This window comes from Neotamlana sedimentorum, assembly GCF_000943565.1.
GTDB classification, from domain to species: domain Bacteria; phylum Bacteroidota; class Bacteroidia; order Flavobacteriales; family Flavobacteriaceae; genus Neotamlana; species Neotamlana sedimentorum.
Genome location: NZ_JTDW01000002.1, coordinates 213,644 through 239,776 on the forward strand (window position 1 = coordinate 213,644; position 26,133 = coordinate 239,776).

Consider the following 26,133-nt stretch of genomic DNA (forward strand, 5'->3'; position numbering starts at 1 on the left):
CATTATGAAAAATAAAATAAAACATATACTCCTTTTAGTTTTACTAACTACAGGAATTTATAGTTGTGAAGACTATTTAGATGTAAATACGCCTTCGAGTGCTCAAACCGAAGATGCGCTTGATATGAAAGATATAATTGGGCCTGTAATGTTTAACACTGTTTATGCATTTTACTATGCCGAATTATCGTACGGAAACTATACGCAATATTTCGGTTCGTACGGTTACGGTGCTGCTGGACTTACAAGTACCTCTGCCACTTGGTCTAACATTTACACCGAGGGACTTCCAAATATTGAAGTATTAAAAGCCAAAGCCGATGCACAAGGCGCTATACATTACAAAGCGGTAATTAAAATACTCGAAGCCGTAAATTTAAGCTTAGCCGTAGAATGTTGGGGCGATGTACCGTATTCTGAAATTGGTGATGCCTTTACATATCCTTACCCAAAATTAGACGATGGCGAAACCGTTTATACCGAAGCTTTAAATATACTTAATGAAGCCATTTCTGATTTAGAAGGCCCAGACAATTCTCAAATTTTAATGGGAGCCGAAGATTTATTTTACGATGGCGATTTCGATAAATGGTTACGTGCTGCATATACCTTTAAGGCACGCATGCAGTTAAAACTTATAAATACAGGCGGTGCTACTGCTAGCGATGTTTTAGTTTCAATTAATAAGGGTTTCACTTCTAACAACGATAACATCATGTTAGAATTTCCAGAAGGCGAACTTAACCCGTATTACTCCACCAATATTTTAGCGCGTAACACATCAAACTTTTATCGCGCACCTAACGACCAAATAGTTAGCATGATGAATGGTACCTCGTACCCTTTTGAAAGTGGCGTTGTTGAAATAGACCCAAGACTTCCTGAGTTTTTCGAAAACGAAGGTGAACCAGGAGATCCTTGGAGAGGGTTTATGAATGGTGGTACAGGCGAATCATCTGATGGAGAAGATGGAAATACATTCTATAAAGATGGTGGTTACCACACCAGTGCTACATCGCCATTAATTTTAATGACCTATGCTGAAGCGATGTTTATAAAAGCTGAAGCTGAGTTTTTAGCCAATGGCGGCACAACAACAAGCACAGGAACTACAACCGCTGGTTACAACGCTTATTTAGCTGGAATTGAAGCCAGCATGGATGAAATTGGTGTTAATGGTACAGATTACCTCGCCGATACGGCTGTTGCTGTTGGTGAAGCCGGATTAATGCTTAACCACATTATGAAAGAAAAATACATTGCCAATTTTCATAACGTTGAAACTTACAATGACATGAGACGTTACGATTTCTCAGCAGATGTCTTTAAAGATTTAGCGCTTCGTTTAGAGGAAGATTCTGCAAGTGAATACTTAGGTAAATGGTTCAGACGATCTATTTACCCTTCTTCTGAAACAAACTCCAATGAAAATATAACCTACGACGAAACTACTTCAATTACCAATATTTGGCTTTTTGAGTGATAGTTAATTTTTTAATAGCAAGTAAAACCTCAGCAAAAATGCTGAGGTTTTTTTTAAATTAAAAACTTAATACCTGCTTCAAATTTAATAAATCGGTCTTAGTATGGTTTGCAGTAATAACAATACGACTCATTACGTTTTTATACGTAGGGTATTTAAAATTTGTAATTACCATATTTTCATTTAATAACTTCTGATAAAACGTTGCTTCTTCAGAATAAATAACTGGATAATTTTTATTGAATTTTAATGCTTCGGAAGGTTTAAAATCTTCAAACAAAAAACATAAATTTTCTTTCAATTTAGCTTGCTGAGATTTTATAATATCCTGAGATTTTAAATAAGCATATAAATACGCCGAATTTGTACAAGACGACGATACAAACAGCGGTTCGTTTTTAATAGCTTCAACAACATTTTCATCGGCAGCAATAACTCCGCCCGATAATCCTAAGGCTTTCCCTAAGGACGACACCATTATTTTTTGATGTAAACAAGAATTATTTATACTATTAAAAACACCTGTACCATTTTTACCCATAATACCAAGACTATGAGACTCATCGACAACCAAAATTACTTTTTTTGATTTTGAAATATTTTGAAGAAAATTAAAATTTGTAGCTTCTACTTCTAAACCTAAAATAGCATCTGTAGTAATAACAACATGTTCTTCGGTGTTGTTTAATAAATTTGGATGCAACTTGTTGTCTTGAAAAATAGATACACTTTTTTCGTGCAAAATAGCGGGGTGTGTTTTTGGATAATGATAAAACACATAATTTTTTTTAGAAAAATGCTGTAAAACTAATTTTCCGGCTAAAGTTCCAGACGATGTGGTTACCGCTGCTTCTGCACCAATTTGTTCTGCAAAAAGTGTTTCGGATTCATTAAAAATAGAAAGTTTAATGTTGGAATTTCTTGAGCTTCCGTAAAACGATCCCCATTTTTGTAAACCTTCAGCTAAATATTCTAAAAATTTTGGATGCGTTGGCAAGCCTAAATAAGCAGTTCCACCAAAATACAAATAGTCTTTACCATCAATATTTATAAGCCTATCTGGAAACTCATTTACAATCATACATTTAAATTAGCGTAACTCCAACCCCGTTTTTTTCACTGTATTTAATAACGCCATCGGTTATGGTAACTCCCTTTGCAATATCTTCGGCAAGTAATAAAGCGCCATCCATATCTACATAATCGAGCAATGGCAATAAGTGCGCAATGGCCGAAATACCAACCGACGATTCTGTCATGCAACCCACCATGGTTTTCATACCCAAACTTTTAGCTTGATTAAGCATGCGTCGTGCAGGTGTTAATCCGCCACATTTTACCAATTTTACATTAACACCATGAAAATGATTGTGGCATTTTGCAACATCGGCTTCAATTTGGCAACTTTCGTCGGCAATAACAGGTAAAACCGAGGTTTCGAATACTTTTTTATGGCCATCCCAATCATCGGCTTTTAAGGGTTGTTCTAAAAATTCAACACCTAATTTTTTTAATTCAATAGCGTTTTTAATGGTTTCATCTACGGTCCACCCGCAGTTAGCATCAATTCTAAAAACCGCATCGGTATGCTTACGAAGTTCGGTTACTATTTTAATGTCTTCTTTGGTGCCCAATTTTATTTTATAAATTGGCCATGGTAGTTCTTTCATTTTAGACACCATTTTTTCAACGGTATCAATGCCAATAGTATAATCGGTTAACGGATTATTTTCGGTACTGTATCCCCAAAGTTCGTAAAGTTTTTTGCCTTGTTTTTGAGCGTACAAATCGTTAAAAGCTAAATCTAAAGCACAAAGCGCAAACATGTTGTTTTTAAGCAACGGATAAAATACTTCCCAAAACTGTTCTGGAGTTTTATTTTTATGCGCTTGAATCTCTGGAATTAAAGCCGAAATAGCATCGCGCATTTTTTCAACCGTGATATTGTAATATGGATTAGAAGTAGCTTCTCCCAAACCAGAAAAACCATCGTCGTTCAACTGCACAATTAATGATGGTTGCACATCGTGCGACTCGCGCGAAATGGTAAATGTATGTTTTAATTTAAGCTGGTAAGGTTTTAATATAACCTCCATAAATAATGTGTTTTTATTTAAAGTGAAGGTACTAAAAATGCTTATTTACACCAATAAAACAAAGGTTAAAAAAAGTGTTTAACTTTAACAATTTAGCGTTTAAAAATAGAATTATTAAATAAACTGGTAATCGGCAAATTTTTCTTGAACCTCATCAAAAGCAGCGAATACGTCTTTAGCATCGTCGCTTGTTACCATTTTAGTTCTATATTCCTTAAAGTGCGGTATACCTTTAAAATAATTTGTATAATGCCTTCTGGTTTCAAGTACACCTAGAATTTCACCTTTCCAATCGATACTCATTTGCAAATGTTGGCGTGCAGCTTCAACACGTTCTTTCATACTAATTGGAGCTAAATGTTCTCCTGTATTAAAAAAGTGTTTTACTTGCTTAAAAAACCAGGGATTACCAATACTTGCGCGCCCAATCATACAACCATCTAAGCCGTATTCGTCTCGCATCTCCATAGCACGTTCTGGCGTGTTTACATCACCGTTTCCAAACACCGGAATATGCATTCGTGGGTTGTTTTTTACTTGAGCTATAGGTTTCCAATCGGCATTTCCTTTATACATTTGTGCACGTGTACGCCCATGAATTGCAATGGCTTTACAACCAACATCTTGTAAGCGTTCGGCAACCTCAACAATTTTTATAGAATCGTGATCCCAACCTAAACGGGTTTTTACCGTAATAGGAATGCTGCTTCGTTTAACCATTTCGGCAGTAAGTTTTTCCATGAGGCACACATCCTTTAAAATACCAGCACCAGCACCTTTACTTACCACTTTTTTTACCGGACAACCAAAATTTATATCGATTATATCTGGTTTAGATTCTGATACAATATCGATGGTTTGAAGCATACTATCGAGGTTTGCTCCAAATATTTGGATTCCAACAGGGCGCTCTTTGTCGTAAATATCGAGTTTCATGACGCTTTTTGCAGCATTTCGAATTAAGCCTTCGCTCGATACAAATTCGGTATAAACCACATCGGCACCTTGTTCTTTGCACAACTTTCTAAACGGCGGATCGCTAACATCTTCCATTGGTGCTAACAACAACGGAAAATCTGGAAGTTCTATGTTACCTATTTTTACCAAAAGCTATTTTTTTAAGTATTAATTTTCAGCAAGTTCTGTGATCTTTTTCTCGTAAAGGTTTTTGCTTTCTACAACGGCAACGTTAAGTTCGTCCATAATACCATCTACCCTATCTTCAATGCTTTTCATTTGTCCGTTAATAGAATCGAAAGAATTTAATGCTGCAGCAACCTCAAGCGCTTTTACAACCTCGACCGCATCGTTATGTAGCAAACGCAATTTATCAATAGCTTTTGAAGTGTTTGCTAAAGTGCCATTATATTTTGTTTTAGCTTTGCTAATGGCTTTTAAAAGCGTGTTTTTACTAGCGTCATCACTTAAACTATTGGTTTGCTTTTCCATAGCCGCAAATAGGTTTGAGGCTTTCGCTTTTAAATCTTCGTACTCTTTATTTAGGTTATTAACGCGTTTATTTACTTTTTCCCAGTCGCCATAAACTTTCGCAAACTCTTTATCTTCGTTTTTAGCGTCTTCTAATGCGCTTTTTAATGCTCCTAAAGACGATAATCCTTTGGTAACATTTTTATTAGCATTGTCCTTTTTGTTTTCAAATTTTGAAACTTGTGATTTAAATTGATCTTTAAGTCTTATTAAATCTTCCGGACTTTTATTTTTCCAACAAGAAGTTACAATAAATAAAACGAATACAAGCGCAATAGCTTTTTTAACCATAATTGTTAAATGAGTTTATTTGCGCAAAACTACAGCTTTTATCTATATTAATAAAAACAGAAATTAAGTATCTATAAATCAATACATAATTGAAGAAAGAAATTATTGTTCTATAACATAATTCGTCTTTTTTACCACAGGAATACCCGTTGCAGTTAGCCCTTCTAAAGTTATTTGAACCTCGGTTTCCACCGAACTATTAAAATATTTTAGTTGGATTTCTCCGTTGTTTTCAGGATGAACATACGGGTTCCAATATAAGGTATTTCTAATTGCATATTTACTACTATCTTCATTTTTTTCTGAAGGATTTGGCACATAAAATGCTCGAGCTTTGTAAAAGCCATCAATATCGTCTTTAACGGTGTGGTAAATGGTTTTTTCTCGGTTTGATGCGCCTTCTTTTGTATAAATTAATATCACGCCGTTACCGCCGTTGGCACCTAAAATAGAAGCGCTAGCACCATTTAAGGTTTCTATTTTTTCGACATCGCCAGGTTGTATAAAAGCTACTTCTTCTTGCTCCCAAGGAATACCATCTACAATTATTTGTGCAGGTCCATTATATCTTGTAAACTTAATAGTAGAACCAGTAACTTGTACCCCAGGAATAGTTACTTGAATAAGCTGATGGATGGTAGAAAAAGACCGCCTTTCGTCTTCGAAAGTAAACGTTCTATCTGGTGTTCCGTAAATGCTTTGCGAAGGTTCGGTTTTTTTCTTAGCTAAAATTTCAACCTCATCTAAAACGTTTTCTGGCATAACACCAAAAGACATGTATTTTCTTAAAATATTATCTTTTATAGTAGCGTCCTGTAAGGTGTCAATTTTTACAACTTGCGGATTAGAATTGGTTTCAAGCGGAAATCTATTAAACTTATCTAATAATAATTGCCCTTTTCCTTTTCCTTTTTCGTTTTTAGAACTTAACACAAACTTTGTTTTGCCATAAAACATGAGGTCTTTAAATCTAAACATTCCTAAAGCATCGGTTTCTGTACTTAACATTTCTACTTTACCGTTATTAAACAAAGCCAATGTTACTATATTATTTGCCTTAGCTTTTGTTCCCAAAATTTGTTTTACACGACCACTAAATGAAATACCTTTTTCGGCTAAAAAAGGTGCTTTTAATGGTTTAGTTTCTGGTAAATTTTTCCATAAATAGTTTCTCCAACCTTGGGTTAACAATAACAAATCTAAATTTAGTAATCGTCTTGGGTTTGCTTCATCGAAATAATAACCCGGATTATGCACTTTTCCTTTAATGTCGAATTCCATTAAAAAATGTGTTGCAATATTAGAGTTGTATTGTTTCGATTCGTCACCATTTCTATCAACACAACTTATAGAATAACTTGCCAAAGCAACTTCTCCGGTTTTATTTTTTGAAGAAACCGTTACCGTTATGTTTTCATTTGGTTGGTAACTATATTTATTGGTTGTAACTGCAACCTCCAAGTCTTTAGCCTTTTCTATATAAATTAATCGTTCGCTATGCGGCCGGTTACTAGCATCGATTAAAGTAACTTGATTTATACCTTCTGGAAGCGTGTTATTTGGGATTTCTAAATAAGTAGTAGGGCTTGAAATTACCTGTGAAATATCGAAATAAGTAACGCCTTTAAATTTAAATATTATTTGAAAAGATGCACTTGTTTGACTAGCTAAAGTACTTGCATTAGTTTTAATAATGAGCATATTTTTACCTCTTATTTTTCTGAAACCTAAGGCGTAACCTTGATCTAAACTACTTGGAATTGGTGTTTTTTTATCAGAATTTAAAAGTTTAGCATAAAATTTTTCACCAGGTTTTGGCTTAAGTATAAATTTTCCCATGCCATCGTGAAGTGTCCCAAAAAAAGTAACTAAAGAATCGTTTGATGCTTTATAAATTTCTCCTTTTACATGAATTGGAAAACCCTTACCATTCGTTGCTTTAAACGCAACAACATTGTTTACATTACTTATTAACGAACCGCCTTCTGGAAAAAACTGAACATTATTTTCTGCAATCGCATTGGTTTTTAAATCCTCTTTTTTTGATTTTTTAGAAGCCTCTTGAGGTTGAGAATTAGGCGACGCTAAAACATTTAAAATTTCTATGTTTTTTTTAAACACAAAATGATCGTCAAAATTTCTGTTCCAATTGGTATAGGCTCTTAATTGATACATTCCTGGTTTTTTAATTCCTAACGAATCGTTTAAAATAAAATCGCCATGACCCAATCCGTTTTCTAAAATAGTTTTGTTTTGTACCACAACCTCATCGTCTGGAGAAACCAATTCTACATATAAAATATTACTTTTACTAAACAGAAGATTGCTGTAAGGATAAACCGAATAAGCTTTATACCAAAGTGATTCGCCAAACATATATTTTGTACGGTCGGTGTGCACATAAATCCCTTCAATTTCTGGGACTTTTTTATTGGTTTGAGCTTTTAATACACTAATTTTAAAAATAGATAGTAGTATAAAAAGGAAAAAAAACGTTCGTTTTGAAGCTTTTAAAAACGTGGTCATAAGTTTAGCGGTTTAAAATATAAACTTAAGACTACAAATTACTGGAAACGTTTAAATTATATGTAATATTTATAAATTATCACCCATAATTATAAATTAACTTATAATTTACCAACAAGCATTGTTTTACGCTCATTTAAAATCACATATATTTGCAAACTAAATCTATTTTTAGGTTAGCCATATGAAGAATATTAGAAACTTTTGCATTATTGCACATATTGACCATGGTAAAAGTACCCTTGCCGATCGTTTATTAGACTACACAGGTTCTGTAACCGAACGCGAAAAGCAAGATCAACTTTTAGACAACATGGATTTGGAACGCGAGCGTGGTATTACTATAAAAAGTCATGCCATTCAAATGGATTATATTTTTGAAGGCGAAACCTATGTATTAAACCTAATTGACACACCTGGTCACGTAGATTTTAGTTACGAAGTTTCTCGATCTATCGCTGCTTGCGAAGGCGCATTACTAATTGTTGATGCGGCACAAAGTATTCAAGCACAAACCATTTCGAATTTATATTTAGCTTTAGAAAACGATTTAGAAATTATTCCGGTACTTAATAAAGTAGATTTACCAAGTGCAAACCCAGAAGAAGTTACCGACGACATTGTAGACCTTTTAGGTTGCGATCCAGAAGATGTAATTCACGCCAGTGGAAAAACTGGTTTTGGTGTCGATAATATTTTAAAAGCTATTATTGAACGTATTCCTGCTCCTGTTGGAGAACCTAACGAACCTTTACAAGCCTTAATTTTCGACTCGGTTTACAACCCATTTCGTGGTGTAGAAACTTATTTTAGGGTAATAAATGGTTCTATTAAAAAAAACCAGCAAATTAAATTTATTGCAACCGGTAAAACCTATGGTGCCGACGAAGTTGGTACACTTAAATTAAAGCAACAGCCAAAACAAGAAATTAAAGCTGGGGATGTAGGTTACGTTATTACAGGTATAAAAGAAGCTAAAGAAGTAAAAGTTGGTGATACTATTACAGATTCGGCCAACCCAACTAAAAATGCAATTGGTGGTTTCGAAGATGTAAAACCTATGGTTTTTGCAGGTATTTATCCTGTTGATACCGAAGATTACGAAGAACTTCGCGCCTCTATGGAAAAGCTTCAACTTAACGACGCCTCGTTAGTATTTGCTCCAGAAAGTTCTGCAGCTCTTGGTTTCGGGTTCCGTTGTGGGTTTTTAGGTATGCTTCACATGGAAATTATTCAGGAACGTTTAGAGCGTGAATTTAACATGACGGTAATTACAACCGTACCAAACGTAAGTTACCACGCCTTTACCAATAAAAATCCTGACGAAGTTATTGTTGTTAATAACCCTAGCGATTTACCAGAACCTTCCACTTTAAACCGTGTTGAAGAGCCTTTTATAAAAGCAACCATTATTACAAAAGCCGATTTTGTTGGTAACGTTATGGGCTTATGTATAGAAAAACGTGGACAAATAACCAACCAAACTTATTTAACCACCGAGCGTGTTGAGCTTAACTTCGATATGCCGTTGGCAGAAATAGTTTTCGATTTTTATGATCGCTTAAAAACCGTTTCTAAAGGTTATGCCTCGTTCGATTATCATCCAATAGGCATGAAACAATCTAAGCTAGTACGTTTAGATGTTTTATTAAATGCCCAATCTGTCGATGCATTATCTGCATTAATTCACGCCGATAACGCACATAATATTGGTAAAAAAATGTGTGAAAAGCTAAAAGAATTAATTCCGCGTCAGCAATTCGATATTCCTATTCAAGCAGCTATTGGTGCCAAAATTGTGGCAAGAGAAACTGTGAAAGCCTTACGCAAAGACGTTACAGCAAAATGTTACGGAGGCGACATTTCTAGAAAACGGAAATTACTTGAAAAACAGAAAAAAGGTAAAAAGCGAATGCGTCAAGTTGGTAATGTAGAAATCCCTCAACAAGCATTTATGGCCGTTTTAAAACTTAACGATTAATAATTCAATAAATTTTATATCTATTAATATCAAATTATTATTAATTCTATCTTCAATTATTAATAACTCATTAATTTATTGAAAAATAAGAATAATTTTCATTTTTTGCTGTTTAATTTCGTAAGTTTATATCAACGAAAACTAAATAATGAAAATTGTTCACATAAGCGCAGAATGCTATCCTATAGCTAAAGTTGGAGGGCTTGCCGACGTGGTAGGTGCTCTGCCTAAATATTTAAATAATTCTGGTGAATATGCCCAGGTTTTTATACCTTTTTATGATAATACGTTCACAAAGGCTAATACCTTTAGTGCTATTTATTCTTCAGAAATTCTCTTAGGTGAAACACCTTATAAATTTAACATTTTAGTACTCGAAGAGTCTACACTTGATTTTGATGTCTTTTTTGTAGATGTTCCAGATTTACTTTTTAAAGAACAGGTCTATTCTTTTGAAGATACCGAACGTTTTTTAGCATTTCAAATCGCTTCCCTAGATTGGTTATTAACCTGGCATACCAATCCAGATATTATTCATTGTCATGATCATCATACAGGGTTAATACCGTTTATGCTTCAAGAAAGCTTTAAGTATGAAGTGTTTAGAAAAATCCCGAATATTTTAACTATACATAATGCGCAATACCAAGGTTGGTTTTCGCACGATAAAGTAGGATTAATTCCTCCTTTTAATTTTGATAATGTTGGTCTTTTAGATTGGGGCGGACAAATAAACCCTTTAGCCGCAGGAATAAAATGCGCTTGGCGAGTTACTACTGTTTCGCCAACCTACATGGAAGAATTAAAAGAGAATGCCAACGGGTTACAAAGTCTCTTAGCTACCGAAGGTGAAAAATGCTTAGGTATATTAAATGGTATAGATACAGATGTTTGGGACCCAGAAACAGATAGCTTTCTAGTTGAAAATTACACCATAAAAACAGTAAACAAAGGGGCAAAAGCAAATAAAAAATACCTTTGTGAAGCTTTTAATTTAGACGAAACAAAACCGCTTTTTGCTTTTATAGGACGATTAGTACACCAAAAAGGAACAGATTTGTTTCCTGAAATTTTTAAAAATGCTCTTAAAAATAAAGACCTTAATATTCTTCTTTTAGGTTCTGGCGATCCAGATTTAGAAGACAGTCTTAACGCTCTTAAATCAGAATTTAAAGGTAATTATAACACCTATATTGGCTATGACGAAAAACTATCACATATTATTTACGCTGGTGCCGATTTTCTTTTAATGCCATCACGAGTAGAACCGTGCGGATTAAACCAAATGTACTCTCTTCGTTATGGTACAATACCAATTGTAACAAAAATAGGAGGTCTTAAAGATACGGTTATTGATATAAAAGAACCGAATGGGTTTGGAATTTGCCACAATAGTACAGACATTCAAGAAATAAACAAAGCCATAATACGCGCAGTAGAACTTTATTTAAAACCAAATAAATACAAACGAATAAGAACACAAATAATGAAAATTGACCATTCTTGGCATGCTTCAGCAAAACAATATATCAACCTATATAAAACTTTAAACTAAAAGTCATGATAAACAATAAAGTTCTATCAATTATTCTCGGTGGCGGCCAAGGTTCAAGGCTATACCCTTTAACAAACGAGCGCTCTAAACCAGCAGTTCCAATTGCTGGTAAATATCGTTTGGTAGATATTCCAATTTCAAACTGTATAAATTCCGATATTAAACGCATTTTTGTACTAACTCAGTTCAATTCAGCCTCGTTAAATAGACATATAAAAAACACCTATCATTTTAGTTTTTTTAGCAGTGCTTTTGTAGATGTTTTAGCCGCCGAACAAACACCACACAATAAAGGTTGGTTTCAAGGAACAGCCGATGCGGTTCGACAAAGCATGCACCATTTTGTTCGTCATGATTTTGAGTATGCTTTAATTCTTTCGGGCGATCAATTATATCAAATGGATTACGATAAAATGATTTCAGCCCATGAAGCTAGTAATGCCGAAATTTCTATAGCAACAATTCCTGTTAATGCCAAAGACGCTACCTCTTTTGGTATTATGAAAGCTAATGAAGAGAATGTTGTAACCTCATTTATAGAAAAACCAGATGCAAGCTTATTACCTGAATGGACATCAGAAGTAAGTGATGATATGAAAGCAGAAGGTAGAAACTACCTCGCATCAATGGGTATTTATATTTTTAATCGAGATTTATTAATCGATTTAATGAAAGACGAATCGACCATAGATTTTGGTAAAGAAATTATTCCGCAATCCATAAATAAACATAAAACTTTAAGCTTTCAATACGAAGGTTATTGGACAGATATTGGAAATATCGACTCCTTTTTTGAAGCTAACATTGGCTTAACAGATGATATTCCAAAATTTGATTTGTACGATAAGAAAAAACGCATTTACACAAGAGCCAGAATGCTTCCTACTACAAAAATGGCTGGTACTATTTTAGAAAAAGCCGTAGTAGCAGAAGGCTGTATTATAGGCGCTCAACGTATAGAAAAATCTGTAATAGGTATTCGCTCTAGAATTGGTAAAGATTCTGTGGTAATTAGTACTTACATGATGGGTAGCGACTCTTATGAAACTCTTTTAGAAATAGAAGAGAAAAAAATTGAAATTTTAAAAGGAATTGGAGAACGCTGTTTTATAAAAAATGCCATTCTCGATAAAAATTGCCGCATTGGCGACGATGTAACTATTGAAGGTGGGCCACATTTAGAAAATTCAGAAACTGATACTTATGCCATAAAAGACGGTATTGTAGTAATTAAAAAAGGAGCTGTAATTCCTACAGGCTTCAAGTTATAATATATGACACAAGTTAAAGCACACAGTTTATTTACAGAGTTTGATATAAATCTTTTTAAAGCTGGAAAACATTTTAGACTTTTCGAAAAATTTGGATCGCATATTATTACCTTAGATGGTATTGAGGGTACTTATTTTGCAGTTTGGGCACCTAGTGCAAAAGAAGTATCGGTAATAGGTGATTTTAATTACTGGACAGGAGGCGAACACCAACTTAACGTACGTTGGGACTCCAGCGGTATTTGGGAAGGTTTTATTCCTTATGTAGGTAAAGGTAATCTATACAAATACAAAATTGTGAGTCACCACCATGGCATAGTTACTGAAAAATCTGATCCTTATGCAAGACGATGCGAGCATCCACCTAGTACTGCATCTATTGTTTGGGAAGATAATTACAGCTGGAAAGACAGCGGTTGGATGAAAAAACGTAAAAAGAATAATGCATTAAATGCTCCTTACTCAGTTTACGAAGTCCATTTAGGGTCTTGGAAGAAAAAGGTTGAAGAGAACCGTTTTATGTCTTATTTCGAACTTGCAGATGAATTAGTAAGCTACGTAAAAGACATGAATTTTACACATGTTGAACTCATGCCTATTATGGAATATCCTTTCGATCCGTCATGGGGTTACCAAATTACGGGCTATTTCGCACCAACCTCGCGCTACGGATATCCTGAAGAATTTAAATATTTAGTAGATAAATTACATCAAAACGATATTGGTATTATTCTCGATTGGGTACCATCGCATTTTCCAGAAGACGCTCATGGTTTAGGCTTTTTCGATGGTTCACATTTATATGAACATCCTGACAAACGTAAAGGTTATCATCAAGACTGGAAAAGCTTAATTTTTAATTACGAGCGCAACGAGGTGCGTTCCTTTTTAATAAGTAATGCCATTTTTTGGTTAGACCAATATCATGCCGATGGCTTAAGAGTAGATGCTGTAGCATCCATGCTATTCTTGGATTATTCTAGAGAAGATGGAGAATGGGAACCTAATATTTATGGAGGCCGCGAAAATTTAGCTGTTGTAAGTTTTTTAAAAGAACTCAATACCGAAGTTTACGCATCCTTTCCTGATGTACAAACCATTGCCGAGGAATCTACAGCATTCCCTATGGTATCTAAACCAACCGATATTGGTGGTTTAGGTTTTGGTATGAAATGGATGATGGGTTGGATGCATGATACGCTTGAATATTTCCAAAAAGATCCGGTATATCGTAAATTTCATCACAACGAAATCACTTTCAGTTTAGCCTACGCATTTACCGAAAACTTTATGCTACCTTTATCGCATGACGAAGTTGTGTATGGTAAAAATTCTATTTTAGGACGTATGCCAGGAGATGAGTGGCAACGTTTTGCTAACCTACGTTTATTATATGGTTATATGTTTACACATCCAGGAACTAAACTACTGTTTATGGGTGGCGAAATTGGGCAATACAACGAATGGGATTTTCAAGGAAGTTTAGACTGGAATTTGCTCGATTTTATTCCACATCAAAATCTAAAAAAATATTACAAAGCTCTAAATACATTTTACAAAAACACACCTGCTTTATACCAAAAACCGTTTGATGGTGAAGGCTTTGAATGGATAAGTTACGACGATCATGAAAATAGTGTTATATCATATATACGTAAAGGAGATAATAACGAACAAAATGTGGTTGTAATATGTAACTTAACTCCAACTTTAAGGGAAAATTATCGTATAGGTTTACCCGTAAGTGGTAAAATTAATGAAATATTTAACAGTGATGAACACGATTTTGGTGGTAGCGGAGTTTCAAATAAAAAACCAATAAAAATTGTAAAAACACCTTGGAACGGTAAGCATTATTCGGCAAAAGTAACATTACCTCCATTGTCTGTAATAATTTTCAATTTTATATAAACCAAATAGTAAATTTTGTTTTAGTAAAAATTAAAAACCTCTTATTTTTTATACTTCTTGCGTTATTTAAAGGTTAATCACTTAAATTTTTAATATTTATTAATTTATTAGGTGTTTTTTTAGTAAAAAGAAACGCAAGAGGTTTTTTTAATTTATTAAATTAGAAACCGAACCATATAAAGTATAAGCTATGATACTTAATACAGAATTAGAATATAAAGGAAACCTATTTCCTTCCAAAATAATAAACTACGAAAAAAACATTAATGTACTTTCTTTTACAGCCGATAATGGCGTCGTTCTGCAAATTACTGTTCGAAGAGATAGTATACTTCGCTTTAGATATACAACAACAGGTATTTTTGAAAATGATTTTTCGTATGCCATAACCAAATATGCAAGCAGAGGTTATAACCATTTAGAAGTAGAAGAAGAAACAGATGTATATGTAATAACAACATCTAAACTAATATGTAAAGTATCTAAAGCAGATATGCGAATTTCGCTTTATGATGCCCTAGATAATACCCTAATTTGCGAAGACGAGCTTGGTTTCCATTGGGAAGAAAGTTATCAATTTGGAGGTAATGTTGTTAAAATGTCTAAAACAGCACAACCAGGCGAAAGTTACTATGGTTTAGGCGATAAACCTGTAGATAATAATTTAAAAGGCAAACGTTTTGAAAATTGGGTAACCGATTCGTATGCATATGGTAGAGACACCGACCCAATTTATAAAGCTATTCCATTTTATACAGCGCTTCATAATAAAAAATCGTACGGTATATTTTTCGATAACTCGTTTCGTTCTTATTTCGATTTTTGTCATGAACGCAGAAATATTACAAGTTTTTGGGCCCATGGAGGCGAAATGAACTATTATTTTATTTACGGGCCACAAATGTCTGAAGTTGTTGCTAATTACACTGATTTAACAGGTAAACCGCACGAAATGCCCGCACTTTGGGCACTTGGTTACCACCAATGTAAATGGAGCTACTATCCAGAATCTAAAGTCAAAGAAATAACAAGCAAGTTTAGAGAACTCAAAATACCATGCGATGCTATTTATTTAGATATTGATTACATGGAAGGTTTTCGCTGTTTTACATGGAGTAAAGAATACTTTCCAGACCCTAAACGTATGGTTAAAGAATTAGCCGACGATGGCTTTAAAACCATCGTAATAATAGATCCAGGTATTAAAATTGATATGGACTATTCGGTATTTAAAGAAGGGTTAGATAACGATTATTTCTGTAAGCGTGCCGATGGGCCTTACATGAAAGGTAAAGTATGGCCTGGAGAATGTTATTTTCCAGACTTTACAAACCCCGAAGTTAGGGAATGGTGGTCTAATTTATTTCAAGAACTTATTGAAGATATTGGAGTAAAAGGTGTTTGGAACGATATGAACGAACCAGCCGTAATGGATGTTCCTGGAAAATCGTTTCCAGACGATGTAAGGCACGATTACGATGGTAACCGTTGTAGTCACCGTAAAGCACACAATATTTATGGTATGCAAATGGCACGTGCCACGTATCAGGGTTTAAAAAAATTCTCGTATCCTAAGCGTCCGTTTGTAATTACAAGAGCGGCTTATTCTGGAACACAACGTTACACTTCGAGTTGGACTGGTGATAATATTGCCACTTGGGACCATTTAAATATTGCTAATTTACAAGCACAACGCATGGCTATGTCTGGATTTTCGTTTGTAGGATCGGATATTGGTGGTTTTGCCGAACAACCTAATGGAGAACTTTATGCGCGTTGGATACAATTAGGTATTTTCCATCCATTTTGTCGTACGCATTCATCGGGCGATCATGGCGATCAAGAACCTTGGGCTTTTGATGATACTATAACTAACGTAGTTAGAAAATTTATTGAACTACGTTACCAATTATTACCTTATTTATACACGGCATTTTGGCGTAATGTAAGCGATGGTATTCCTATTTTAAAATCGTTGGTATTGCACGACCAAGAAGATACACAGACGCACTACAGAAATGACGAGTTTGTTTTTGGAGAAAAAATACTCGTTTGTCCAGTTAATGGTCCGAATCAAAAAGGACGTCGTATGTATTTTCCATTTGGAAGATGGTATAATTTATGGACCGATGAAATTGTAACTGGTGGCCAAGAAATGTGGGTTGATGCCGATTTAGATAGCATGCCTATTTTTGTAAGTGAAGGTGCAATTATACCAAAGTATCCAATACAACAATATGTTGGCGAAAAAACTATTGAAGAACTTACTCTTGAGGTTTATTACAAACTAGGTAAAGAAACCTCTCAAGTATACGAAGATGCTGGAGATGGTTACGATTACATAAAAGGACGTTATAGTTTAAGAGACTTTAAACTTACAGGTAAAGAAGACGAACTTATTATACAACAGTTTAAAACAGGTAAATATATAACAACGTATAAAACGTTTAAACTTAATTTACATGGTTTACCTTTTAAAATAAAGAAAATTGAAGTAGATAATGTTTTAATTCCTATTGAAAATTTAATTTCTAGCAGTAATGCTTTAGTAATAGACAAAGAATTTACAGAGCTTCATATTATGGCTTAGTTCTAACAAAATAATTTGTATAACATTGTAAAAAGCTTCAAACGTATGGTTTGAAGCTTTTTTGTTTAATGATGATAACTTTTTAAATAGGTATTTATAAAAAATTAATAATCTAGATGGTCCGTTAATAATGATCGATAAAAAAGATATAAGTCAAATAAAATATGAAAATGACGAAATAGAAACATTTCAAAAATACAACCTCTCAAACAAAAGCGGAATAATCAGAAAAAGAACAAACTGATGACGTAAATAATGAGGCTTTAGAATATTCTAAAAATTTATTAAAAAATATTTTCATCCAAAAAGGTTCTCTTAAAAGTTTATATATTTAATTTTTAATCAAACCTGTTTCTGTATTTATTAAAATACATTACTAGTTATAAAAAATCTGAAATAAACTCAGATTCAACACTTAAATTTTGAGACGATTTTTTTTTAATATACAAAAATTAACTATAGGTTAAATTAATAAGAAGTTTCTTGTTATTTATTCGGTTTTACTTGATTATTAATGATTTAAATATTAATTTTAAAAGTAAAACTTAATATAATGAAGCTATTTAAACTAATTCTTTTTGTTTTTTTAACACTAAACCATTTAACCTCACAAGAACTTATTAAAAGTCATGATTTTAATTTAGAAGAAAATGATTTTTGGTATATAAAAGATAAGAAACTCCATACAATCTATCAATATAACGGAGACACTTTTAAATGCTTCGATTATATAAAGGGTCAACAGGCATGGGAAGTATCTGTTCCTGGTTTTAAAGAAGATGAAATTACTTTATTTAACAATCATCCTTATATAAAACTTACGAAATCACAATTTTTTTCAGACGAAATTGTAGAAAAAACTATAGCTATAAATAGAATAACTGGTAAAGTTATTTTTGATACTAGCAAAATCGAAGATTACAAACCAAGTGAAATTTTTTATTCTCGTGATAATCGTTACGCCTTAATTTTACATACAGAAAAAATAAAACGAGATAAGAAAAAAGGTATTGAAAAAAAGTTTATTTATAACTTAAGCCTAATAAAAATGTCTAATTCTGAAAAGTTGTGGACTATGCTTATGCCAGAACCCGAAAAAACGGACTTATTTGGTTTAAAGTTGAATTCGGCTAAAACTTTGGATTTCGACCCAATTTCAAATGAAGAAGCTATCGTATTTTCTTTTGGGAAAACACTATTTAGTATTGATGTTATAACTGGAAATATATTATGGCAAAAGAATTTTAGTGACTTAAACATTAACAAAATATATCAACCAAAAGGATTTAATAAAAACAATCATTTTATTGCTTTAAACAAATACGAAGATAAGAGTTATAATATGGATTTTATATCTTTTAAAACAGGAGAAATAGACCTTGAAAAAAGAATAAAATTAGGGTCTTACTACAATATAAAATTCAACACTAATTCTATAATGGTAAAAAGTGCTAAAGGCCTTAATTATGTAAATTACGATGGCACGGCTAAATGGGAAAAATGGCCAAAATTTGAAGGCAAAATTGAAAGTGTGTTTCAACAAGACAATAATCACTTAATAATTGAAAAAATTGAAGACAGCTATTACGCAAATTGTATAAATGATATTGGTGAAATACAATTTCAAAATCCATTTAAAATTTACAATAAAAAATTACGCGATGGTTTTTTGTTTAACGATGTTTTAGTTGCTATTACAGACTACAATATTATAACTTATGATATTAATCACAATCGAATAAAAAATATAATTCCCTTAGCATATTATGAGCCTTTTAAAATTGATCATCAAAATAAAAAGGTAATATATTCACAAAAAAAGGGTAAAACGGTTTATAGCTTGGATATAGTAAAAGAAACCGAACAACAGCTAACAGAGAAAAATTTATTCGAAAAAGGAAAAGATACCATTTCTAGAATTGAAATTTTTAACGATAAATACGCCTTTCTTTCTAGTAACGAAATGGTACAATACAACGCAAATGGAGAAAAATTAAAATCGGTATACTTTAAACCAAAATCCAATATAATGAAAACAATTGCTCCTATAGCTATTCTTGCTTTAGGTACCATATTTTCAGATGAAGTCAATAAAATTAATCAACAACTATATAAATATGGCTTAAAAAATACAGATGATTTTTACTCAGATCTAGAAATACAAACCTATACTCATGCTTATGGTATAGGCGATTTTGGAGCAGGTGTTATAGCTTTAGGAGAAGCTGAAAAATTATTTGGTAACTTCAATAAAAATAAACCAAAAACTAATAGGGAAAATCCGTTCGATTTAATTAATAAACTTTGGTTTATAACTGATAAAATAGAAAACGTTGGTACTGTAATAAAAATTATTGATATTAATTTAGGAGATATTGTTAGCTATATTCCCATTGGGAATAAAGATTTCTCTTATTCAATAGATGAAACTGCTAAAACAGTTATTTTAAGAACCGGAAATAATTATTCTTTTTATAGTTTAGATAATATTGGTAAATAATTTACTCCTTTCCAAAAGAATTATTATCAACCGTTGGTACTTTTTCAACATCAAAAGGTTTTCCAAGGTAAACTAGTTGAAAACCGTCTTTTATTTTTTCAACAATATCTAATCCAAAAGATGAAATTATATGTAATTCGCCTTTTATATCTTTAATAAATAGCGGTATAATATCGTCGTCGTTATTCGTAATTTCAATAAGGCTTTCGTAATGAGCTTTATCGGTTAAATCTATTTCCTGTATACTTGGGTGGCGTCTAGAGAGCTCTAACAACGAATTAAAGTCATCACGATGCGAAAATAATCCTTCTTTTGGATGATTACTAAAATCTTGATCGAGCATTTCCTGCGTGGTAATCAATCTAAACGAACCATTTTCTCCAAATTGATTTCCAAATTTTTCAATAGCGTATTTATTAATATCAGAATTTCCGGTTAAAGCCATTAAATAACCCACATCGTTAAGTTCAATATTATCCATAAGGGTATCAGAATAAATATTGGTAGAAATAGCTTCAAGCCCAAGTTCACGTGCTTTTTCAATATTGCGTTCGTTGCTATCAATTAAAACTACATGGCGCCCGTTGGTTTCTAAATAATGACCTAACAAGCGTGATACTTTCGAAGCACCAACTATTAAAATTCCGCCAGATTTTTCTAAAAATACACCCACTAATTTTGCAAATAAGCGTGCCGTGGTAGCATTTAATAAAACGGTTCCTAACACAATCATAAACACTAAAGGCGTAATATATTTAGCATCGGCTATACCTTTATCGGCAAGTGTTAAACCAAATAACGACGCTATACCTGCAGCAACAATTCCGCGCGGACCTACCCAACTAATAAATAATTTTTCTTTTAGTTTTAATTTAGAACCATGAGTGCTTAAAAACACACCAATTGGCCTAATAATAAATACGACACAAGTAAACAAAATGGCTGCATTCCAATTATAAATAAGTAATAAATCTTCAAAATTTATATTAGCAGCGAGTAAAATAAAAAGTATCGAAATTAATAAAACGCTTAAGGATTCTTTAAAATACAATAGCTCTTTTAGATAAGGCGATTTAGAATTTCCTAAAACCATACCCATAACTACCACAGCCAATAAACCAGATTCGTGAGCAAAAACATCAGATAAAATAAAAACACCCAAAACCGCAGCTAATGCAAATACATTAAGTAAATAATGCGGTACTAATTTTTTATTAATTATAAAGTTTAAAGCGTGTGCAAATGTAAATCCGAATGTAAATCCGAATAAAACAATTTTTCCAAACTCAATTAAAGCAGTTTTTGTAAACTCGCCTCCAGCACCAACACTAATAAACTCGAAAACCAATACAGCAACAAGCGCTCCAATTGGATCTATTAAAATACCTTCCCATTTTAAAATAGCCGAAACATCTTTTTTTAAGGGAATGTTTCTTAAAATAGGCGTAATTACTGTGGGTCCCGTAACAATTATTAAAGCCGAAAATAAAAAGGAAATTTCCCAAGTTAAATAAAACACATAATGTGCCGCAATAGCAGCACCAAAAAAGGTTACTACAGAACCTAAGGTTATTAATTTTGTAATAACAGGTCCTACATTTTTTATTTCGTTAATTTTAAGTGTTAAGCCACCTTCAAAAAGAATAATACTAATGGCTAAGGATACAAAGTAAAATAAACTTTCACCAGGAAATAAACCTTCTTTACCATTCCAAATAGGTTCAATCCATTTTGTTCCATCGTACGATAAATATTCGGCAGCGAAAGGACCAACAAGAAGGCCTATTAAAATTAAAGGTAAAATTGCAGGAATTTTAAATTTCCATGCTACCCATTGTGCTAATATTCCTAAAATAATTATCCCTCCTAATTCAACCATATGTTATGTTATAAGCTACTAATTTAAAAAAATCTAATAAGTATATGTTTTTAAATACACTTTGTTATAAATTTTTAATTTTTTTATGAGATTTTAAAATTTTATGTCTTAATAAATTCTTAACATTTTTAGGCAATCCTATTAGATTTCTTAATTTTACATCCTTATGAATTTATATCCTATAAATGCTGGTAATTTTAAACTAGATGGTGGTGCTATGTTTGGTGTGGTTCCAAAATCATTATGGCAGCGTACCAATCCGGCCGATGCTAATAATATGATTGACTTAACAGCTCGTTGTTTATTAATTGAAGATGGTAAACGCCTTGTTTTGATTGATAGTGGTATGGGAAATAAACAAACAGATAAATTTTTTAGTTATTACTTTCAATGGGGCGACTTTAATTTAGATAGCTCTCTAAAAAAATACGGCTTTACTCGCGATGATATAACCGATGTGTTTTTAACACATTTACATTTCGATCATTGTGGCGGATGTATACAATGGAATAAAAACCGAACAGGTTACGAAACTGCCTTTAAAAACGCACGCTTTTGGAGCAATAAAAACCACTGGCAATGGGCTACACAACCCAATGTACGCGAAAAAGCATCGTTTTTAAAAGAAAACATTTTACCAATAGAAAAAAGTGGACAATTAAAATTTACGTCCATTCCAGAAGGTGACTTTCTTGAAAAATCGCAGCTTGGTTTCGATATTTTTTTTGCTAACGGTCACACCGACAAGCAAATGATTCCGCTAATTAAGTACAAAGGTAAAACTATAGCCTTTATGGCAGATTTATTACCAACTGTTGGCCATTTGCCAATACCTTACGTTATGGGTTACGATACTAGACCACTTTTAACGCTAACAGAAAAAGAAAAATTTTTAAGTATGGCTGCAGATAATAATTATTATTTATTTCTAGAACACGACGCTCACAACGAAATAATCACAGTTAAACATACCGAAAAAGGCGTTAGGCTAAACGAAACGTTTGTAGCTACAGACATATTTTAACTTAATTTAAAAATAAACATAAAATAAACAAATGAAAATTATTAAACCCTTATTTACCTCTGCCATAATTTCGGCAGTATTATTTGGCTGCGGTACCGGAGCTAGTATTATTTCTACACCTCCAGAAAACATTGATACTTCACCTTTAAAAGTTTCAGAATTAACGGAAGCCGAAAAGCACAATTGGGGACATTTAGACATGATAGCCGATACCATTCCTGGTATGAGTGTAGAAAAAGCTTACGCTGAAATTATAAAGAACAAAAAAGGAAAAAAAATAATAGTTGCTGTTATTGATTCTGGAATTGATATTGATCATGAAGATTTAAATGACGTTATTTGGACTAACGAAGATGAAATTCCAAATAATGGAAAAGATGACGATAATAACGGTTATATTGATGATATTCACGGCTGGAATTTTTTAGGTAAAGGCTATAACGAACAATTAGAATTTGTTAGAATTTTAGCAAAAGGAGATACCAGTAACCCAAATTATGCCGCTGCCCAAGCCGAATACGATTCGCAATACCAAACATGGATAGGTCGTAAAACACAATACGACCAAATTTACCAACAAATTTTAGCAGCAGACCAAATTCTTGCAAAAGCTACAGGTAAAGAAAAATATACCAAAGAAGATGTAAATACCATTGAAAGTGAAGATGAAAAAGTAAATCAAGCTAAACAAATGGCCCAATACATGTTTAGTAATGGTATGGAATCGATGGATGAAGCTAAAGAAGAATTAAGTTCTAGTTTAGAGCAAATTAACGAACGTTTAAACTACAACCTTAACAAAACGTTTAAAGGACGTGTAACTGGTGATAATCCAGACGATTTATCTACAAAATACTACGGCGATGGTAATGTGAAACCAACTGTAAAAACAGAAAGTCATGGTACCCACGTAGCCGGCATTATTGCAGCAGAACGCAATAATGGTTTAGGTGCAAATGGTGTAGCTAACAACGTTGAAATTATGAGTATTAGAACCGTGCCTAACGGAGACGAATACGATAAAGACGTGGCACTTTCTATTCGATACGCAGTAGATAATGGTGCTTCAATTATTAACGGAAGTTTTGGTAAAAGTTTTTCAACGCACAGCGATTGGGTGCGCGATGCTATAAGTTATGCTAGCGAAAAAGATGTAGTTTTTGTGCATGCTGCAGGTAACGATAGTAAAGATGTAGATACAGAACCTAATTTCCCAGACGATAATATTAACGGCGAAGAAATATCAAATACATACATTCGTGTAGGCGCATTAGCTCCAAAATACGGGTCAAATATGGTCGCTGGTTTCTCTAACTACGGTAAAAAAAATGTTGATGTTTTTGCTCCAGGAGCAAGCGTTTATTCTACAACGCCAGAGAACGAATATGATATTAAAGGCGGAACGTCTATGGCTGCTCCTGCTGTAGCTGGTGTAGCTGCTTTAATTCGTTCGTATTATCCAACTTTAAAAGCATCACAAGTAAAACAAATTATAATGGATTCTGGTTTAGCTTTAAAACCTAAAGTTATTGTTGGAGGCAATTCTAGCGATATCCGTTCGTTTTCAGAATTATCAAAATCAGGAAAAATTGTAAATGCTTACAATGCGTTAATCATGGCTTCAAAAGTTGCCGCTCAATAAAAAAATAAACCTATGAAACGTTATTTTATATATCTTTTAAGCCTTTCTTTTTTATTATCTTGTGGTAGTAGTAAAGGTGCTATTTCTATTACACCAACACCTCCAGAAACACCTGAAACTCCAAAAATTTTAAGTGTTAACCCAGGATATTGGCAACAACATGTCGATTACAAAATGGAAATTGATATGGATGTTAACACCTATCAATACCAAGGAAAACAACAATTAGTTTACACCAATAATTCTCCCGATGTTTTAAATAAAGTATTTTATCATTTATACTTTAATGCGTTTCAACCTGGTAGCGAAATGGATGTACGCTCGCGTACTATTGCAGATCCAGACCGCCGTGTTGAAGATAGAATTAGCAAACTTAAACCTAACGAAATTGGTTATATTAACGTTAGTTCTTTAAAACAAAATGGCACGATTTTAAAGCATGAAACTGTTGGTACTGTATTGGAAGTTGAATTAGCAAAACCTATTCAACCAGGTGAAAAAGTTACCTTCGATATGGTTTTTGATGCGCAAGTGCCCGTACAAATTCGTCGTTCTGGTAGAAACAACAAAGAAGGTGTTGCCCTATCTATGACTCAATGGTACCCAAAATTAGCAGAATACGATTTTGAAGGTTGGCATGCCGACCCTTATATTGGTCGTGAATTCCATGGTGTTTGGGGTAATTTTGATGTAAAACTAACGATCGATAAAAATTACGTTGTTGGTGGTTCAGGGTATTTACAAGAAGAGCCAACTGTAAAAGGCGATAAAAAAATCATGCATTTTAAAGCTCCAAACGTACACGATTTTACTTGGGCAGCCGATCCAGATTATATTCACGATACCTTACAAATAGAAAACGGGCCTTTACTTAATTTCTATTACAAAAAAACACTTCCTGAAGAAAATTTAAAATTTTGGAAAGAATTTCAACCTAAAGCAGCCGCTTTAATTGAATATTACTCCGAGCATGTTGGTAAATATCCTTACGAGCAATACTCAGTAATTCAAGGTGGCGATGGCGGTATGGAATATGCTATGTGTACTTTAATTACTGGTAAACGTAGTTTTGGTAGTTTAGTTGGTGTAACAGCTCACGAAATGGCGCATACTTGGTTTCAATTTTTATTAGCAAGCAACGAGGCAAAACACGAGTGGATGGACGAAGGGTTTACAAGTTACATTAGCGATTTAGCAATGAACGAAGTTATGGAAACTAATAAAGAAAATCCTACTGCTGGCGCTTACAGAAACTACCTGTATTTAGCAAAATCTGGTAAAGAGCAACCGTTAACTACACATGCCGATAGATATGCATATAATCAAGCTTACAGTATTTCGGCTTACAGTAAAGGTGAAGTGTTTTTAGCTCAATTAGGTTATGTTATTGGAGAAGAAAACTTAATGAAAACCATAAAAAAATATTTTACCGATTTTTCTTTTAAACACCCAAAACCATTAGATATTGTTAGAACTGCTGAAAGAGTTTCTGGTTTAGAACTCGATTGGTATTTAATAGATTTTGGCCAAACAACAAACACTATAGATTATGGTATTACATCTGTTGAAGATAAAACTATTACTTTAGAGCGTATTGGTTTAATGCCAATGCCTATAGATTTAACAGTGACTTATACCGATGGTACAACACAAAATTATTACATACCATTACAAATGATGCGTGGTGAAAAACCAACCAATGCAACCGTTATAAAAGATTGGGCATGGGCATATCCAACCTATACTTTTAATGCAGAAAAATCGGTTAAAAGTGTTCAAATAGACCCAAGTGGTTTAATGGCAGATATTAACCCAGATAATAATAAAAAATAGATTTAATTTTTTCTATCGATTTTAAAACCTTCTGTTAAAGCAGAAGGTTTTTTATTTTTATAT

Annotated in this window: 16 protein-coding genes; 10 read left to right on the forward strand and 6 right to left on the reverse strand. The window is 33.1% G+C overall.

The genetic code is table 11. From position 1 onward, the window contains the following. Positions 1–4: 4 nt before the first annotated feature. Complete coding sequence (locus tag PW52_RS03335; protein ID WP_044631502.1) at positions 5–1,483, forward strand: SusD/RagB family nutrient-binding outer membrane lipoprotein; 1,479 nt, start codon at positions 5–7, stop codon at positions 1,481–1,483. Positions 1,484–1,541: 58 nt separating this feature from the next. Here PW52_RS03335 and PW52_RS03340 read toward each other — a convergent pair whose 3' ends face one another. The 5 genes from PW52_RS03340 to PW52_RS03360 form a co-directional block, all read right to left on the reverse strand. Continuing rightward, positions 1,542–2,564, reverse strand: coding sequence for an aminotransferase class I/II-fold pyridoxal phosphate-dependent enzyme (locus PW52_RS03340; protein ID WP_044631503.1), 1,023 nt, complete (start codon positions 2,562–2,564; stop codon positions 1,542–1,544). Positions 2,565–2,568: 4 nt separating this feature from the next. Further along, positions 2,569–3,579: a dipeptide epimerase gene (locus tag PW52_RS03345; RefSeq protein ID WP_044631504.1), complete on the reverse strand. Its 1,011-nt coding sequence runs from the start codon at positions 3,577–3,579 to the stop codon at positions 2,569–2,571. A gap of 114 nt (positions 3,580–3,693) precedes the next feature. Next, a complete protein-coding gene (dusB, locus tag PW52_RS03350; protein WP_044631505.1) occupies positions 3,694–4,686 on the reverse strand; it encodes a tRNA dihydrouridine synthase DusB in 993 nt (330 codons plus the stop codon). A gap of 18 nt (positions 4,687–4,704) precedes the next feature. Next, positions 4,705–5,358 carry a hypothetical protein gene (locus PW52_RS03355; RefSeq protein ID WP_044631506.1) on the reverse strand — a complete coding sequence of 218 codons (654 nt, stop codon included), beginning with the start codon at positions 5,356–5,358 and terminating at the stop codon, positions 4,705–4,707. Between the two features lie 102 nt (positions 5,359–5,460). Further along, positions 5,461–7,884 carry a TonB-dependent receptor gene (locus tag PW52_RS03360; RefSeq protein WP_044631507.1) on the reverse strand — a complete coding sequence of 808 codons (2,424 nt, stop codon included), beginning with the start codon at positions 7,882–7,884 and terminating at the stop codon, positions 5,461–5,463. A 184-nt stretch (positions 7,885–8,068) separates the two neighbouring features. Between PW52_RS03360 and lepA the strand changes: the two genes are divergently transcribed. From lepA to PW52_RS03390, 6 genes are all read left to right on the forward strand, one after another. Beyond that, positions 8,069–9,865 carry a translation elongation factor 4 gene (gene lepA / locus PW52_RS03365; RefSeq protein WP_044631508.1) on the forward strand — a complete coding sequence of 599 codons (1,797 nt, stop codon included), beginning with the start codon at positions 8,069–8,071 and terminating at the stop codon, positions 9,863–9,865. A 148-nt stretch (positions 9,866–10,013) separates the two neighbouring features. Further along, positions 10,014–11,420: a glycogen synthase gene (locus tag PW52_RS03370; RefSeq protein ID WP_044631509.1), complete on the forward strand. Its 1,407-nt coding sequence runs from the start codon at positions 10,014–10,016 to the stop codon at positions 11,418–11,420. Between the two features lie 5 nt (positions 11,421–11,425). Then, the gene (locus tag PW52_RS03375; protein WP_044631510.1) at positions 11,426–12,691 is read left to right on the forward strand and encodes a glucose-1-phosphate adenylyltransferase; all 1,266 of its coding nucleotides are present in this window, start codon (positions 11,426–11,428) and stop codon (positions 12,689–12,691) included. Between the two features lie 3 nt (positions 12,692–12,694). Then, entirely contained in the window at positions 12,695–14,602 is a 1,908-nt protein-coding gene (gene glgB, locus PW52_RS03380) for a 1,4-alpha-glucan branching protein GlgB (protein ID WP_044631511.1), read from the forward strand. Between the two features lie 190 nt (positions 14,603–14,792). Further along, positions 14,793–17,192 (forward strand): glycoside hydrolase family 31 protein, encoded by a 2,400-nt coding sequence (locus PW52_RS03385; protein ID WP_044631512.1) that lies wholly within the window; start codon positions 14,793–14,795, stop codon positions 17,190–17,192. A 553-nt stretch (positions 17,193–17,745) separates the two neighbouring features. Beyond that, entirely contained in the window at positions 17,746–19,692 is a 1,947-nt protein-coding gene (locus tag PW52_RS03390; RefSeq protein ID WP_044631513.1) for a hypothetical protein, read from the forward strand. Position 19,693: 1 nt separating this feature from the next. Here PW52_RS03390 and PW52_RS03395 read toward each other — a convergent pair whose 3' ends face one another. Continuing rightward, complete coding sequence (locus tag PW52_RS03395) at positions 19,694–21,571, reverse strand: cation:proton antiporter (protein WP_044631514.1); 1,878 nt, start codon at positions 21,569–21,571, stop codon at positions 19,694–19,696. Positions 21,572–21,737: 166 nt separating this feature from the next. On the opposite strand from PW52_RS03395, the gene PW52_RS03400 reads away from it, so the two are divergent. The 3 genes from PW52_RS03400 to PW52_RS03410 are packed head-to-tail and all read left to right on the forward strand — an operon-like array spanning position 21,738 to position 26,070. Then, positions 21,738–22,595, forward strand: a complete 858-nt coding sequence (locus tag PW52_RS03400) for an MBL fold metallo-hydrolase (RefSeq protein WP_044631515.1) — start codon at positions 21,738–21,740, stop codon at positions 22,593–22,595. A gap of 31 nt (positions 22,596–22,626) precedes the next feature. Next, complete coding sequence (locus tag PW52_RS03405; protein ID WP_044631516.1) at positions 22,627–24,237, forward strand: S8 family peptidase; 1,611 nt, start codon at positions 22,627–22,629, stop codon at positions 24,235–24,237. A 12-nt stretch (positions 24,238–24,249) separates the two neighbouring features. Next, positions 24,250–26,070 carry a M1 family metallopeptidase gene (locus tag PW52_RS03410; protein ID WP_052823367.1) on the forward strand — a complete coding sequence of 607 codons (1,821 nt, stop codon included), beginning with the start codon at positions 24,250–24,252 and terminating at the stop codon, positions 26,068–26,070. Positions 26,071–26,133: the final 63 nt, after the last annotated feature.